The sequence below is a fragment of the Peribacillus sp. NPDC097264 genome (assembly GCF_050277925.1).
Classification (GTDB): domain Bacteria; phylum Bacillota; class Bacilli; order Bacillales; family DSM-1321; genus Peribacillus.
In genome coordinates this window covers 481,725-496,303 of sequence record NZ_JBNNSR010000002.1, presented here as the reverse complement: position 1 = coordinate 496,303, position 14,579 = coordinate 481,725, and the positions used below count along the sequence as shown (strand labels likewise).

14 protein-coding genes and 2 other annotated features are annotated in these 14,579 nt (G+C 42.4%); of the genes, 12 read left to right on the top strand and 2 right to left on the bottom strand.

Features of this window, described 5'->3' with window-relative positions; all coding sequences use genetic code 11:
- Positions 1-208 precede the first annotated feature (208 nt).
- The 3 genes from ACQKL0_RS05035 to ACQKL0_RS05025 all read left to right on the top strand — a co-directional run bounded on the left by ACQKL0_RS05035 (position 209) and on the right by ACQKL0_RS05025 (position 1,782).
- Positions 209-466, top strand: a complete 258-nt coding sequence (locus tag ACQKL0_RS05035) for a hypothetical protein (RefSeq protein WP_402868055.1) — start codon at positions 209-211, stop codon at positions 464-466.
- 43 nt (positions 467-509) lie between these two features.
- Entirely contained in the window at positions 510-1,343 is an 834-nt protein-coding gene (locus ACQKL0_RS05030; RefSeq protein WP_427686500.1) for a polysaccharide deacetylase family protein, read from the top strand.
- A gap of 196 nt (positions 1,344-1,539) precedes the next feature.
- Positions 1,540-1,782, top strand: a complete 243-nt coding sequence (locus tag ACQKL0_RS05025) for a hypothetical protein (RefSeq protein ID WP_427686498.1) — start codon at positions 1,540-1,542, stop codon at positions 1,780-1,782.
- A 266-nt stretch (positions 1,783-2,048) separates the two neighbouring features.
- Here the strand turns inward: ACQKL0_RS05025 and ACQKL0_RS05020 are convergent, their stop codons facing one another.
- Entirely contained in the window at positions 2,049-2,483 is a 435-nt protein-coding gene (locus ACQKL0_RS05020) for a DUF1885 family protein (protein ID WP_402956145.1), read from the bottom strand.
- A gap of 324 nt (positions 2,484-2,807) precedes the next feature.
- Here ACQKL0_RS05020 and hutH point away from each other — a divergent pair, with 324 nt between their 5' ends.
- From hutH to ACQKL0_RS04995, 5 genes are all read left to right on the top strand, one after another.
- Positions 2,808-4,310, top strand: a complete 1,503-nt coding sequence (gene hutH, locus ACQKL0_RS05015; RefSeq protein WP_427686496.1) for a histidine ammonia-lyase — start codon at positions 2,808-2,810, stop codon at positions 4,308-4,310.
- 16 nt (positions 4,311-4,326) lie between these two features.
- Positions 4,327-5,994: a urocanate hydratase gene (gene hutU, locus ACQKL0_RS05010; RefSeq protein ID WP_427686494.1), complete on the top strand. Its 1,668-nt coding sequence runs from the start codon at positions 4,327-4,329 to the stop codon at positions 5,992-5,994.
- Entirely contained in the window at positions 5,995-7,272 is a 1,278-nt protein-coding gene (hutI, locus tag ACQKL0_RS05005; RefSeq protein WP_427686493.1) for an imidazolonepropionase, read from the top strand.
- Complete coding sequence (locus ACQKL0_RS05000) at positions 7,265-8,260, top strand: agmatinase family protein (protein WP_427686491.1); 996 nt, start codon at positions 7,265-7,267, stop codon at positions 8,258-8,260. Before hutI ends, ACQKL0_RS05000 begins: the two co-directional genes overlap by 8 nt.
- A 203-nt stretch (positions 8,261-8,463) precedes the next feature.
- Positions 8,464-8,589: a GapA-binding peptide SR1P gene (locus tag ACQKL0_RS04995; RefSeq protein WP_402868072.1), complete on the top strand. Its 126-nt coding sequence runs from the start codon at positions 8,464-8,466 to the stop codon at positions 8,587-8,589.
- A 163-nt stretch (positions 8,590-8,752) separates the two neighbouring features.
- On the opposite strand, the gene ACQKL0_RS04990 is transcribed toward ACQKL0_RS04995, so the two are convergent.
- Positions 8,753-10,210 carry an aminotransferase class I/II-fold pyridoxal phosphate-dependent enzyme gene (locus ACQKL0_RS04990; protein ID WP_427686490.1) on the bottom strand — a complete coding sequence of 486 codons (1,458 nt, stop codon included), beginning with the start codon at positions 10,208-10,210 and terminating at the stop codon, positions 8,753-8,755.
- A gap of 338 nt (positions 10,211-10,548) precedes the next feature.
- On the opposite strand from ACQKL0_RS04990, the gene ACQKL0_RS04985 reads away from it, so the two are divergent.
- The 4 genes from ACQKL0_RS04985 (at position 10,549) to ACQKL0_RS04970 (ending at position 14,556) form a co-directional block, all read left to right on the top strand.
- Entirely contained in the window at positions 10,549-11,508 is a 960-nt protein-coding gene (locus ACQKL0_RS04985; RefSeq protein WP_402956155.1) for an NAD(P)H-dependent flavin oxidoreductase, read from the top strand.
- A gap of 46 nt (positions 11,509-11,554) precedes the next feature.
- Entirely contained in the window at positions 11,555-11,827 is a 273-nt protein-coding gene (locus ACQKL0_RS04980) for a UPF0223 family protein (protein ID WP_402868078.1), read from the top strand.
- A 69-nt stretch (positions 11,828-11,896) separates the two neighbouring features.
- Positions 11,897-12,134, top strand: a binding site (T-box leader).
- A gap of 36 nt (positions 12,135-12,170) precedes the next feature.
- Positions 12,171-12,404 (top strand) — a binding site (T-box leader).
- Positions 12,405-12,559: 155 nt separating this feature from the next.
- Positions 12,560-13,954 (top strand): anthranilate synthase component I, encoded by a 1,395-nt coding sequence (trpE, locus tag ACQKL0_RS04975; RefSeq protein ID WP_402868080.1) that lies wholly within the window; start codon positions 12,560-12,562, stop codon positions 13,952-13,954.
- Positions 13,951-14,556 carry an anthranilate synthase component II gene (locus ACQKL0_RS04970; RefSeq protein ID WP_402987749.1) on the top strand — a complete coding sequence of 202 codons (606 nt, stop codon included), beginning with the start codon at positions 13,951-13,953 and terminating at the stop codon, positions 14,554-14,556. Before trpE ends, ACQKL0_RS04970 begins: the two co-directional genes overlap by 4 nt.
- The last annotated feature ends 23 nt before the right edge of the window (positions 14,557-14,579 follow it).

Below are 14,579 nucleotides of genomic sequence, written 5' to 3'. Positions count from 1 at the left end.
TGCTTTTTTTTCGTTATAAGTTAATGTTACCGATCCGAAATACTTAATGAAATGTGAAGACGGGCATATATTTATAAAGAACATGATCCGTTTTAATAGGGAAAAAGGTTTGAAATTTGTAGAATAGGATAAAAAAATAGCAGGAGCGGTGTGACTTGAGAACAAGTTTGCCGAAATAAAGCAACGGCCAATTGTTCATATAAATGGGGTGGATCACTTGAAAGATTATCTTGTCATCCTTTTTCAACTAATTGTTTGGAGTGGATATACGGTGGTTGAATGGCTGTCGGTCAATGATCGTTTTGTTTTTAAAGTATTCATGTTTTTGGTCTTTTCTTATTTAGCCATTTATATCGGAAAAATGATACTGAAATCCAATAGAAGGACGCTGCTTGTCACCGTTATCAGTTTACTCTGTTATGGTGTATTGCAAATCCTTTTAGAAACATTAGTACCTGTTTATTGAATGAGGTTTAAGCCGTGATGCGACTTATACCAATGGAGGAATTATGCTTAACAGACCCTTGTGCATGTTTGCGATGATATCACTTGTATTGATGGGGTGTAATGGAATGGATGTTACCCGTGTACAAAATCAAAAAACCGTCGAAACATCGAGCCATATCAAAGATGAACAAAAAGAAGTAGAGCTGAGTGAGAAACAGGAGAAACCAATTGAAAAAGGGAAGGCAGAAGGGGAGAAGGTTCAAGTCCAATATCGTTTGAATGAGGCAAATTGGTCATTTGAACCAATTAAAGATGCTGATCCGAAAGTTGTCCTTTTGACATTTGATGATGCACCTGATAAATATTCACTAGACATTGCTAAAACGCTCCATGAGCTTCAAGTGCCAGCTATATTTTTTGTGAATGGCCATTTTATTGAAGATGATGAAAAGAAAAAAATATTGAAGGAAATCCATGATATGGGCTTCCTAATTGGGAACCATACATATTCTCACGTTAACTTGAAGGAACAGACTGATGTGGTTCAAAAAAAAGAAATCGTTAAATTAAATGATTTGGTAGAAGAAATCGTTGGGGAGCGGCCCAAATTCATCCGGGCTCCGTTCGGGACGAATACCGAATATTCCAAAGGAATTGCGAAAAAAGAAAAAATGTTGGTTATGAACTGGACCTATGGCTATGATTGGAAAAAAGAGTATCAAAATGATAAGGCTTTAACGAATATCATGTTAAATAGTCCATATTTATCGAATGGAGCGAACTTATTGATGCATGATCGGAAATGGACGCATGACGCGATTGAAGATATCGTAAATGGTTTTCAAAAGAAAGGCTACACATTCCTTGATCCCAGATTAATAGAAACCCCTGCATAAAGTATCTATTAATCATTCGAAATCGGTCTCATTGATTATATTACTTTGCGATTAAAAAGGCACTCGGGAAATATTCCGAATGCCTTTTATGATGAACAACCAGCTCATCGGACTTTGCATTTATAGAATCTTATTCGCTTGTCTATAGCTGTCAATCATTGCACATATTATCACAATAGGGGCAAGAATGAACCCTATGGAAACGAACGCAAGTAAGCAAGACACTAAATATGCCAAAGCAAAAAATATACCTCTTTTAAATAGCTTTCTGTCTCTTGATGCCCATTCCCAACTAGGATGTAAACTTAAGAATAGATGCCCAGCACCAGGAACCCAAAAAGATATTATGAGTGTGATTAGTTTCTTCAAACCATTTCCTCCTAATAATACAACTAATACATCCATCAAGATTAAGTTAATTCACTTGATAGGTCAATAATCATGACTCATTATTATTGTAACCAAAAGAAAAAAGCATTCAAGGAGAATGCTTTTGGTTCCTTTTTCGAATAATCTACCCGTTTTGATAAGTTGAGATTCGAAATAATGCTCATAAATTATTATTGCAGAAGTATAACCATCCATTAAATAATGATTCTTTCACGTACCTTACCAAAGAAAAAATGATTGGAAATTGTGACTATTTTAGACTTATCCTTAATATAGATGTCTATATCCTTATACGAATGCCTTAAGTGGTGTTCATTACTTTCTGGGATAATAATACATGATTCGTTTATTAAAGAGGTGGAGTTGGCCTTGCAATTTTTTTGCGAGGAATTTACATAATTCATTAGCTTTGCCTTTATCCCCGAATGTAGCTGTTTCAGGAAGAGTGAATTGGATATATGATTGAATCCGTTCCATGCCGTCCTCATCTTGAATGATTTCTTGGTCGACCCCAATTAATATCATATGATAACGGTCGACATTGGACTGTAAATAAATCATGTTCCCCTTCATTTCATCCGGCTCTTTCATATCATAAGGAAAGGCTTTTTTATCATAGTCCCAATCCAGTTGCTTTCCTGTTTTTGAGGTGACCATTTGGTAATAGGTGAGTAATTCCTTCACGTCCTCAATCGTGACATTGGTTTTCACAGACTCCGGGACTAGTTTGATATAGGCATTTTCAATCATTATTCAGCCTCCTTTTCCTTGTTTTCTTTATAATAGATTAACATTAAATGGATATTTTATATACCTATCTATATGTAACTGTAATTGGGATAATTCCTTCCTCACATTCTCAAACCAGATACAGTTTTATGGTAAAATATGTAATAACAGGTTGACAAATAGCCTTTTTTATTTGTAAAATTTAAACAATTAATATTCTTCCAGGAGTGAGATGAATATGACTATACATGGTATCGATTCAATTGTAGTTGCTACAAAAAAAGGGGCTGTATCGCTTTATTTAAAGTGATGCAGCTCCTTTACTATGTTAAAGGGGTGTAGGGCATGATTCTTACTGGTGAGGATTTAACGGTAAATCTATCAAAAAAGGTCATATTTGAGAAGGAAAAGGTCACCCTCTCCCAAAATGCTCTGGAAAATGTTTTGAATAGCAGGAAAGCAGTCGAAAAAATTGTCTTGGATAAAAGCATAATATACGGGATTACGACTGGGTTTGGGAAATTCAGTGATGTATTTATCGATACCGAAGATGTAAAACAACTACAATATAACCTCATCCAATCTCATGCCTGTGGAGTAGGAAGCCCATTTCCCGAAAGTGTTTCCAGAGCTATGCTACTACTTCGGGCAAATGCTCTGGCTAAAGGCTTTTCAGGCGTGAGACTTGAAGTCATCTCTACTTTATTGGCCCTTTTACATGCAGAGATACATCCGGTTATCCCACAGCAGGGATCTCTTGGTGCAAGTGGGGATTTAGCTCCACTTTCACATTTAGCGCTTGCATTAGTGGGGGAGGGAGAGGTCTTTTATAAAGGAGAGATTGTGAATGCTTCCGTGGCCATGAAACTGGAAAGCATTTCACCAATCGAGTTGGAAGCCAAAGAAGGGCTCGCACTAATCAATGGTACGCAGGCCATGACGGCGATGGGGGTGGTGGCCTTTCTGGAAGCGGAAAAAATCGGATGGTTGTCTGAAGCGATTGCCGCGATGACTGTCGAAGCATTAAATGGGATTATAGACACGTTTGATGAAAGGATTCACCTAGCAAGAGGATACCCGGAACAGATCGCTGTTGCCAAGAGAATGAGGAAGTGGCTCGAAGGAAGCAGGCTTACTTCCAGGCAAGGGGAAGTTCGGGTGCAAGATGCATACTCGCTCCGGTGCATCCCCCAGGTCCTAGGGGCCTCCTGGCAGGTATTCGGATATGTAAAAGAAAAATTGCAAATTGAAATGAATGCAGCCACCGATAATCCGCTGATTTTTGATGAAGGTGACCATGTAATATCCGGGGGGAACTTTCATGGACAGCCGATTGCCTTTGCCATGGATTTCTTAAAGTTAGGGGTTGCGGAAGTTGCAAGCATATCGGAAAGAAGGATTGAGCGGCTCGTTAATCCCCAATTGAATGATCTCCCTCCCTTTTTAAGTGCCAGACCTGGACTGGAGTCAGGTGCGATGATCATGCAATATTGTGCAGCATCACTCGTCTCGGAAAACAAGACGCTAGCTCATCCTGCGAGTGTCGATTCCATTCCCTCATCAGCTAATCAAGAGGACCATGTGAGCATGGGGACCATCGCTGCTAGACATGCTTATGCAATAATCCAGAATACATGGAGGGTCTTGGCGATTGAATGCATTACGGCGATGCAAGGCGTTGAATATAGGGGTACAGAATATATGAGTCCAAAGACTTTTCAATTTTATGAAAAGGCCAGGGAAATTGTACCGACCATTAAGTCTGACCGAATGTTTTCCACTGATATTGAAGCCTGTACCACGTGGTTGAAAACGTATGACTTTACGGAATGGATGCATGACTTTTAGATAAGGGGTGAAAAACATGGGAGCTAAGGAACAAAGGGAAATTGTGAACTACAAAGGCTCTACTCTTCATGCGAAGGGATGGATTCAAGAAGCGGCGATAAGGATGCTGATGAACAATCTTGACCCTCAAGTAGCTGAAAATCCAGAAGAACTGGTTGTATACGGAGGGATAGGCAAAGCAGCTCGAAATTGGGAAAGCTATGACAAAATCATGAAAACGCTACATGAATTGGAGACGGATGAAACCTTATTGGTTCAATCAGGGAAACCTGTGGCCGTTTTCAGAACACACCCGGATGCGCCTCGAGTTTTGTTAGCTAATTCCAACCTCGTGCCGGCCTGGGCCAATTGGGATCACTTTCATGAACTCGATAAAAAAGGATTGATGATGTATGGACAAATGACTGCTGGCAGCTGGATTTATATTGGTAGCCAAGGAATCATTCAGGGGACGTATGAAACATTCTCGGAGCTTACCAGGCAACATTTCCAAGGGTCATTAAAACATACCATCACCTTGACTTCCGGCCTTGGTGGAATGGGAGGAGCGCAGCCGTTAGCGGTTACCATGAATCAGGGGGTCTGTCTCGCCATTGAAGTGGATGAAACCAAAATCGACCGGAGAATAAAAAATGGTTACCTCGATCGTAAAACATCCGATATGGATGAGGCGATTGCCATTGTGAAAAAAGCAAGGCAGGCGGGTGAACCTTTATCCATCGGTCTGCTTGGAAATGCAGCAGATATTTTGCCACTTCTGATTGAACGTGGATTCATCCCTGACGTATTGACGGACCAAACATCCGCCCATGACCCGTTACATGGCTATATCCCTTCAGGAATGACGGTAGCACAAGCCAGACGTTTTCGACAAGATAATCCGAAGGCATATGTTGTTGCCTCTAAACAAACGATAGCCAGCCATGTTAGATCCATGTTGAGTATGCAGGAAAAGGGGGCCATCACCTTTGATTATGGAAACAACATTCGTCAGATGGCAAAAGATGAAGGCGTGGATCAGGCATTTAGTTTTCCAGGCTTTGTTCCGGCTTATATTCGTCCGCTTTTTTGCGAAGGGAAGGGCCCATTCAGGTGGGCTGCCTTATCGGGAGATCCCGAGGATATTTATAAAATTGATGCAGTCTTGCTCGAAGAATTCAAAGAAAACCAGAATCTATGCAATTGGATAAAACTGGCGCAGGAGAAAATTCCCTTTCAAGGCCTTCCAGCCCGAATTTGTTGGCTTGGATATGGAGACAGGGCCAGGCTCGGGAAAATGATTAATGACCTGGTCAAAGCTGGGGAATTGAAAGCGCCGATTGTGATAGGAAGGGATCATTTGGATGCAGGTTCTGTTGCTTCGCCTAACCGTGAAACAGAAGCGATGATGGATGGCAGTGATGCCGTTTCCGACTGGCCAATCTTAAATGCATTAATCAATGCTGTTGGCGGGGCAAGTTGGGTCTCGGTTCATCATGGAGGCGGTGTCGGTATGGGCTATTCGATTCATGCTGGCATGGTGATAGTGGCGGACGGTACGAAGGAAGCGGAAGCAAGGCTTGAGCGGGTACTTACATCAGATCCTGGAATGGGTGTGGTGCGCCATGCTGATGCCGGTTACGAACTGGCGATTATGACAGCCAAGGAAAAGGGAATTCATATGCCGATGTTGGGAGAGAAGTAGATGAGTAGACCCATTTTCATAAAAAACGCGGCCCAATTGATCACACTCGACGGAAAGATGAAAGCCCCCAGGATTAAGGCAGAAATGTCAGACTTGCAAATCATCGAAAATGGAAGCGTCTGGCTCGAAGCCGGAATCGTTCAAGCGGTAGGTAGAACGAGTGATTTACTGGAAAAGTACACGCCTCGTCTAGCTCAAGCCGAGACCCTAGATGCAACGGGCAAGTTGGTTACGCCTGGTTTGGTAGATCCACATACCCATTTAGTATTTGCCGGAAGCAGGGAAAAGGAGTTTAATCAACGCCTGGAAGGTGCCACTTACATGGATATCATGAATCATGGCGGGGGCATATATGCGACGACCGAGGCTGTGAAAAAAGCGAGTCACACCCAGTTGCTTGAAGAGAGCTTGGAACGCATGAACGGATTTCTTCTACAAGGGGTGACGACAGTCGAGGCGAAAAGTGGCTATGGCTTGGATTGGAACACGGAGAGAAAACAGCTTGAAGTGGCAAAGTTACTTCATGAACAACATCCAATTGATGTTGTTTCAACCTTTATGGGTGCCCATGCCGTCCCCCTACATTTTAAAGAAAACCCTGAAGTTTTTGTTGATTTAATCATTAATGAAATGATCCCTGCAGTTGCACAAGCTAAATTGGCGGAGTTTAACGATGTATTTTGCGAAGAAGGCGTATTCACCCCTGAACAGGCAAAGAAAATCTTGGAGGCCGGAAAGAAATTCGGACTGAAGGCTAAAATTCATGCGGATGAAATCGAGCCGTATGAAGGAGCGGAGCTTGCGGCTGAATTAGGGGCCATTTCAGCAGATCATTTGCTAGAAGCATCGATTACGGGGATGAAGAAGATGGCAAAAGCGGGGGTGGTTGGTGTTTTACTACCGGGAACAGCCTATTTCTTAATGAAAAAATTCGCCGATGCCAGAAAGATGATTGATCTAGGTGTACCGGTCGCCCTTTCCACGGATTGTAATCCGGGTTCTTCGCCGACGGTATCTCTACCTTTCATGATGAATCTTGCTTGTATGAAGATGGGGATGAGTCCTGCTGAAGCGATAACGGCCGTCACAATCAATGCAGCCCATGCCATTGATCGTGCTGAGGAAATCGGGAGCATCGAAGTCGGCAAAAAGGCGGACATCACGATTTTTGACGTAGATCACTTTGCGAAACTTCAGTATTTTTATGGAGTCAATCACACACATACCGTCATAAAAAAAGGAAGAGTCGTTGTGAAAGGGGGAGCGCTTGTTGAGTGACGTTCATCTTCAACCGGCAACTTTTACTTGGAGGAAGGAAGCATTCCCGGCAGCCCACCCAGCAAAGGTCCACCAGTGGATTCGGACAATTGATGAGCAGAGAATGGCAGGAGATATGGATGAACCGGATTGTGTCTTTTTTGGGGCCCCACTATCCAGGTCATCCATCAGCCCATCGGGAGCATCGGAGTTCCCTGATTATTTTCGTCGTTCATGGAAAGGCTTTTCTACCTATAACATGGATTATGATGTGGATTTCTCTGGGATGCAGGTATGGGATTTAGGTGATGCACCCATGCATGGAACGGATATCAGCCTTTGTCATCAGTCGATTAGGGAGACATCCGCTGCTGTTCACGATATGTACCGGAATTCCTTGATTGGTGGAATTGGCGGTGATCATTCTACAACAGCCATGCTGGTGAAAGGAATGAAGCAAATCTATCCTGATAGTAAAATAGGTATCCTGCAATTCGATACGCATCTTGATTTGCGGGATCCTTCAGAAAACGGTCCTACTAATGGTACACCCATGCGTCAGTTGATTGAAGCGGGCATTGTCGAGGGAAAGCATATCCATAATATTGGCTTGCATGGGTTTTATAACACCAGGGATTTAATTGACTATGCAAAGAAGAAAGGAGTCAGGTATGTCCCTTTACGATTAGTCAGGAAGCAAGGTATTGAACAGGTGATAAAAGAGGCATTAGCTCATTTAAATGATCAAGTGGATATGATTTACGTGACGATTGATATGGATGTTCTCGACATGGCGTTTGCTCCTGGTGTTCCAGCAGCGACTACTGGTGGGATGCATCCAGGGGAATTGCTGGAAGCTGTATTTCTTGCCGGAAGCCATGACAAGGTGAGGGCTTTTGATATCGTATGTTTGGACCCGCTCAGGGATACGCTGAACCAGGCAACGGTACAGATTGGTACTTCTGTTTTTCTGACGATGATATGCGGTCTACAAATCAGGGGGGAATAGCAACGCTAATCAGGACTTGTTTTCCTGAAGCCAATGAAAACAATGGGGAATTTCTAATATTGGAATTTATGAAATAACGAATTGGAAAAATCTATATATGACATACTTTATAGCTTGAAATATTAAATGTGCTATATTATAATGGAATAAAGCGGTTACATTAATCGTTTCATGCATACAATATAGAGGAAGGGGTTGTAAAAATGGGAACTATCGTTTGTCAAACTTGCAACAGCACGATTGATCATTTTGAAGATGAAAAAGTAAGTGTACTTTATACACATAATCACAACTGCCACAGCTGTGATACAGCTGCCTCTAAGGAATAGGACATACAACATTGACTGATAATAGATTTTGAGGGTGTTCCAGAAAATATAACCTGGACGCCCTTTTTCCATGAGGGAAGACCCAATTAAGGAACGATTATGATTGTAAACGACGAGTAAAAACCAGAGCGTATGTCTGATTGCTCTGGTTTTTACCGTTTCTTTAATATTTAATGATCCGTAAGTATTTAATTTCTGGATCCTCAGGACCTTGGACGGGAAGGCCCACCTCGATATTTTTCTGGATATAGGCAATGTTGTCCTCGGTGATCAGTTCACCCGGTATGAAAATCGGGATCCCAGGGGGATAGACCATAATAAATTCTGCACTGATCTTTCCTACGGATTCCTCGATAGGCACCACCTCGGTTTCCGCATAGAAGGCCTCTCTTGGCGATAGGGCAAGTGGCGGAGTATCGGGAAGCAGGACTTCGATTCTTCCATGATCGGCAGCCCACTCCTTAAATTCTTCCGATAAGTCTTTAAGGGCATTGATTAATATATCCACTTCCGTTATGGAATCCCCTGGGGTGATCAAACAAAGGATATTATATAAATCAGAGAGCTCCACCTCGATATTATGTTTCTCACGCAACCACTTCTCCACGTCATATCCGGTAATGTCCAATTCTTTAATAGAAATGATTAATTTTGTCGGATCATAACTAAAGGCAGCCTTACTCGCCAATATTTCTTTCCCTACACAATATAAATAAGGAATTTCATTGATTGCGTTCCTTGCATATTCCGCAAGCCTTATTGCACCATCGATCATTTCCCTTCCGTTCGTTGCTAGTTGCCTTCTGGCTGTATCAAGTGATGCAAGAAGGATATAGGATGTCGAGGTCGTTGTGAGCATGCTTAAAATTGCCTGGACCCGATTTGCGGAAACCAGTCCGTCCTTTACATTTAAAACGGAACTGCCCGTCATCGAACCTCCAAGTTTATGAACACTCGTAGCTGCCATATCGGCTCCAGCTTGCATGGCGGATAGTGGCAGTTCTTCATGAAAATGAATATGGACCCCATGTGCTTCGTCAACGAGCACCGGCATATGGTAAGTATGTGCCAACTCCACTATACTCTGCAAGTCTGCCGAAATGCCGAAGTAAGTCGGGTTGATTACCAAAAGTCCTTTGGCATCGCTGTGTTCCTTTAGTGTTTTTTCAACGGCTTCTATAGTTATTCCATGGGAGATTCCCAGGTCTTTATCGATTTCAGGATTAATGAAAATGGGAACGGCACCGGAAAATACGATGGCTGACATAACGGATTTATGTACGTTCCTCGGAACGATGATTTTATCTCCGGGTCCGCAGACCGACATGACCATCGTCATGATTGCACCGCTTGTTCCTTGTACCGAAAAGAATGTATGGTCAGCCCCGAAAGCCTCAGCTGCTAGGTCTTGAGCTTTTTTGATTATTCCTTTTGGCTGATGGAGGTCATCAAGTGGGGAAATATTGATCAAATCTATCGATAAGGCATTTTCCCCGATGAAATCACGAAAATCGGGATCCATCCCTTTCCCCTTTTTATGACCTGGAATATGGAATTGAACAGGATTCTTTTTTGAGTGCTGTAACAAAGCAGTATATAAGGGTGTTTCATTCTGTGACAAATTCTTGTAGCCCCTTTTCAATATAATATATAAAAATACTCCATTTACTGCAGTATATTATTCTGCGTGTCAGCCTCTATTAAATCGGGCTGCGAATTATGGGTAGACATAAAACAAAAGAATTATAGCATGTCTAACAATAAATGCCTAGTTATACTTTTAAACCCTAAAATAGCAAGCTAAGGCGAAAGAATCTATGAAACTAGGCAAATGAAATGTATTAGCGATTGTTGAATGAACTTCCTGATATAGGTGAGTTTATGATTTGAATAAATAAACAGTATTTGCCATAATGATTCGTGTAGAGTATTAAAGAATGGACAAGGGGGAAGATGTTCTTGAAATGGAAAACTCGCGTGACTGATTTATTGGGGATACAGTATCCAATTGTGCAAGGGGGATTGGCACACCTTGCCTATGCGGAATTGGCTGCAGCGGTTTCGAATGCTGGGGGTTTGGGACAGGTAACGGCCATGTCGTTGAATGACCCGGATCAATTGGTTCAGGAAATCCGAAAGACAAAAGCTATGACGGATAAGCCTTTTGGCGTCAATTTCGCCATTGGTCAGCATGGCAGGCCCTATGAACATATGCTTGAGGCAGCGATGAAAGAAGGAATTGCCATTGTCTCGGTAACTGGTGGCAACCCTGCTCCATTTCTAGAATTTCTTAAAGATACGCCTGTAAAGAAGCTTGTGCTAGTTGCCGCAAAGAGGCAGGCCGTCAAAGCCGAACAATTGGGTGCGGATGCTGTGATGGTGGTCGGGCAGGAAGGCGGAGGTCATTTAGGAAGGGATGATATCGGTACATCCGTATTGATACCGCAAGTGGTTGACTCCGTGCGCATTCCCGTAATCGCTTCAGGTGGATTCGGGGATGGACGTGGGTTAATGGCTGCATTGGCCCTTGGAGCCGAAGGTATCGAGATGGGTACAAGATTCATTGCTGTCGAGGAATGCGTCCATGCCCATGAATTATATAAAAATGCCTTGGTTTCCGGAACAGAAAATGATACCGTTGTCATTAAGCGTTCAATTGGTGCTCCTGCCCGCGTCATTTCTAATAGCTGGACGGATAAGATTCTTGAAATTGAAAAAGAAAACGGTGGATACGAGCAATTGAAGGATTACATAAGCGGAGAAGCAAACCAAAGGTATATTCATGATGGAATCGAGGACGAAGGCTACGCTTGGGCAGGACAGGTCATGGGGATGATCCATGATGTACCAACGACGGCCCAGCTATTCAAACGTATCATCAGTGAGGCGGAGGCCATTCGCTCAAAGTGGGCTGAGTGAGAAAGTTACCCATTCAACAGGATTTAACTAGAAGGAGTGAATAAGTATGGATTATCAATATCCTATGGATCTTGATTGGTCAACGGAAGAAATCGTCGACGTCATTAAATTTTTTGAAGCAGTCGAGAAAGCTTATGAAAGTAAAATTGAAAAAGAAGCATTCATGAATGCCTATCGCCGTTTTAAGGTGATTGTCCCAGGTAAGGCGGATGAAAAGAGGTATACGGACGAATTCGAATCGGCCAGCACGTATTCTGCCTATCATGTTATTAAGAAAGCGAAAGCACTTGCAGATGGTGATTGGATTAAAATGAAATAAAATTTTCAATTGTTAGAAAACTTTATTGACTTCCTGCAAATTATGTTTTAACATAATAAACAAGAAAAGATAAAGGCAGTGACGAAGAATAGTACCTTAATATTGTTCTGTAGAGAGCCAGTGGTTGCTGAAAACTGGTGAACAAGTTTAAGCGAATGGACTTCCGAGCCCCAAACCGAAACGGATGACGGAGTAGGCTTTGGCGATTATCTCATCGTTAATGGAGACAGGCATGTAATGTTTTTTGTGCCGTAAAGTGAGCTATTATAGCTAATTAAGGTGGTACCACGGGTTCCTCGTCCTTTGGATGAGGGGCTTTTTTGCGTTTTTTTTAAAAAGGATAATTAAATCTTTGATTAAGAGTAGTAATCTTTCTTTAGCATCGTCACAGAGAGCCGGATCAGCTGAAAACCGGTACGAAGTAGGAAGATGAATGGACTTATGAGTGGTTTCTTGAAATGAAGTAGGGAAACCCGGTTGCCTCCGTTAAAGGGTGTGCAGGATTATATCCTGCTGTAAGAGGGAAAAAGAGTGATTTTTCCAACTTGAGGTGGCACCGCGGTATTCCGTCCTCTGCAAGCACAATATTTGTGTTTGCAGGGGATTTTTTTATATGTTCCATTTCTGACGATGTTATGACGAAGGATTAAAAAGATAAGCTCCACCTCCTATTCTGACGGCGGGAGAAAAAATAAACGTATAACGTAATTGACATAAAGGGAGGGATTGTTCATGAATTCTTTGAATGAGAAAAAGAAACTTCATTTTAAAATGGAAACAATAGAAGGGGATATTCACACACCAATCTCCATATTTCGCAAATTAAATGATAAGAAAAAATTTCTGCTCGAAAGCTCAAATTCACATCATGATAATGGTCGCTATTCCTATCTAGGGTCCAATCCTTATTTGGAGGTCACTTCATTAGCCAATCAAGTTCACGTCAAGGATTCTGTATCCGGGGAAGAGGAAGTGAAGGAAGCGAACATCATCGAGTTCCTGAAGGATCAACTGTTGGTTGAACTTGAGGGTATCCCGGTGAATATTCCCCCATTTAATGGGGGTGCAGTCGGGTACCTGGGGTATGATGTTATTCGTTTATTTGAAAAGATTGGTGATGTACCCCCTGATCCACTTCAGATGCCAGATGCCCATTTTCTATTTTTTAAGGAATTGTACATATTCGACCATGTCCTGCAAAAGATTCATCTTTTGACTGCCGAAGACGATGGAAAAAAAAGTTTAGCGGATATGAAGGAGAAAATCAATCAACCGAGTAAACCGTCACAAGAATTATCGTCGGAATTTTTGGAATTCGATTCGAACTTCAGTCAGGTGGAGTTCGAGAAAATGGTGCTTGAAGCGAAGGAAGCGATTGTAGCGGGTGAAGTGTTCCAAATCGTGTTATCACAAAGGTTCCAGGCTGACTTTGATGGAGAGCCGTTCGATGCATATCGACGACTTCGCTTAGCCAATCCATCACCATACATGTTCTATATTGAGTTTGGAGAATACACCGTTCTGGGTTCTTCGCCGGAAAGCTTAATCAGTGTTTCAGCCGGTATGGTGCATGTGAATCCCATCGCGGGTACACGACCTAGGGGAAAAACGGTTGAGGAAGATAAGGGGTTAGAAAAAAGCTTACTGATGGACGAGAAGGAATTGGCTGAACATAGGATGCTTGTAGACTTGGGAAGAAACGATCTCGGGCGGGTTTGTGAAATTGGTTCGATTCATCTTACGGAAGAAATGGAAATTCAGAGATATCAGCATGTGATGCATATTGCCTCCAAGATTAGCGGCAAGCTTAGGGAGGAATTTACGAGTTTAGATGCTTTAACGGTCTGTCAGCCTGCTGGGACTGTATCTGGTGCCCCAAAAATCAGGGCCATGGAATTGATCAATGGACTTGAAAACTGTAAGCGAGGCGTCTATTCAGGATCAATTGGATTTATTGGTTTCGGAGGTGACCTGGATATGGCCCTTGCCATACGGACGATGATTATCAAGGAGGGGCATGCCTACGTACAGGCCGGAGCGGGAATTGTATATGACTCGGATCCGAAAACCGAATATGAGGAAACACAGAATAAAGCTCGGGCGTTGATGGAGGTAAATAAAAAATGATTTTGTTGCTTGATAACTATGATTCATTTACTTACAACTTGTATCAATATTTAGGAGAAGTCGAGAAAGATTTGATTGTGAAAAGGAATGATGAAATCACCATTGCTGAAATTGAGGACATGAACCCAATGGCAATCATCATCTCCCCAGGTCCAGGACGACCTGAAGATGCGGGAATGAGTATGGAAATCATTCGTTCCTTTTATAAGAAGCTTCCTATCTTGGGAATCTGTCTTGGTCATCAGGCGATTGGCGCAACTTTTGGTGCGAAAGTGGTTGGAGCACAAGTAATCATGCATGGAAAGACATCGGTTATTGAGCATGATGGGACGGGGGTTTTTGTTAATCAGGAACATCGATTCCCAGTGATGCGTTACCATTCCCTGGTAGTTGAGAGGGAAAGCGTGCCTCCTGAGTTACTAGTTACGGCGAATGCGTTGGACGATGGAGAGATCATGGCATTGAAACACCGGGATTATCCGCTGTATGGTCTCCAATTTCACCCTGAATCAATTGGAACAAAGATTGGCAAAGAACTGTTACATGAATTTTATAAGATTGCGGATGCATATCAATTAGAGAAGGAACAATCCATTTTATAATTTTAAAACGAGTGGGGGAGTCA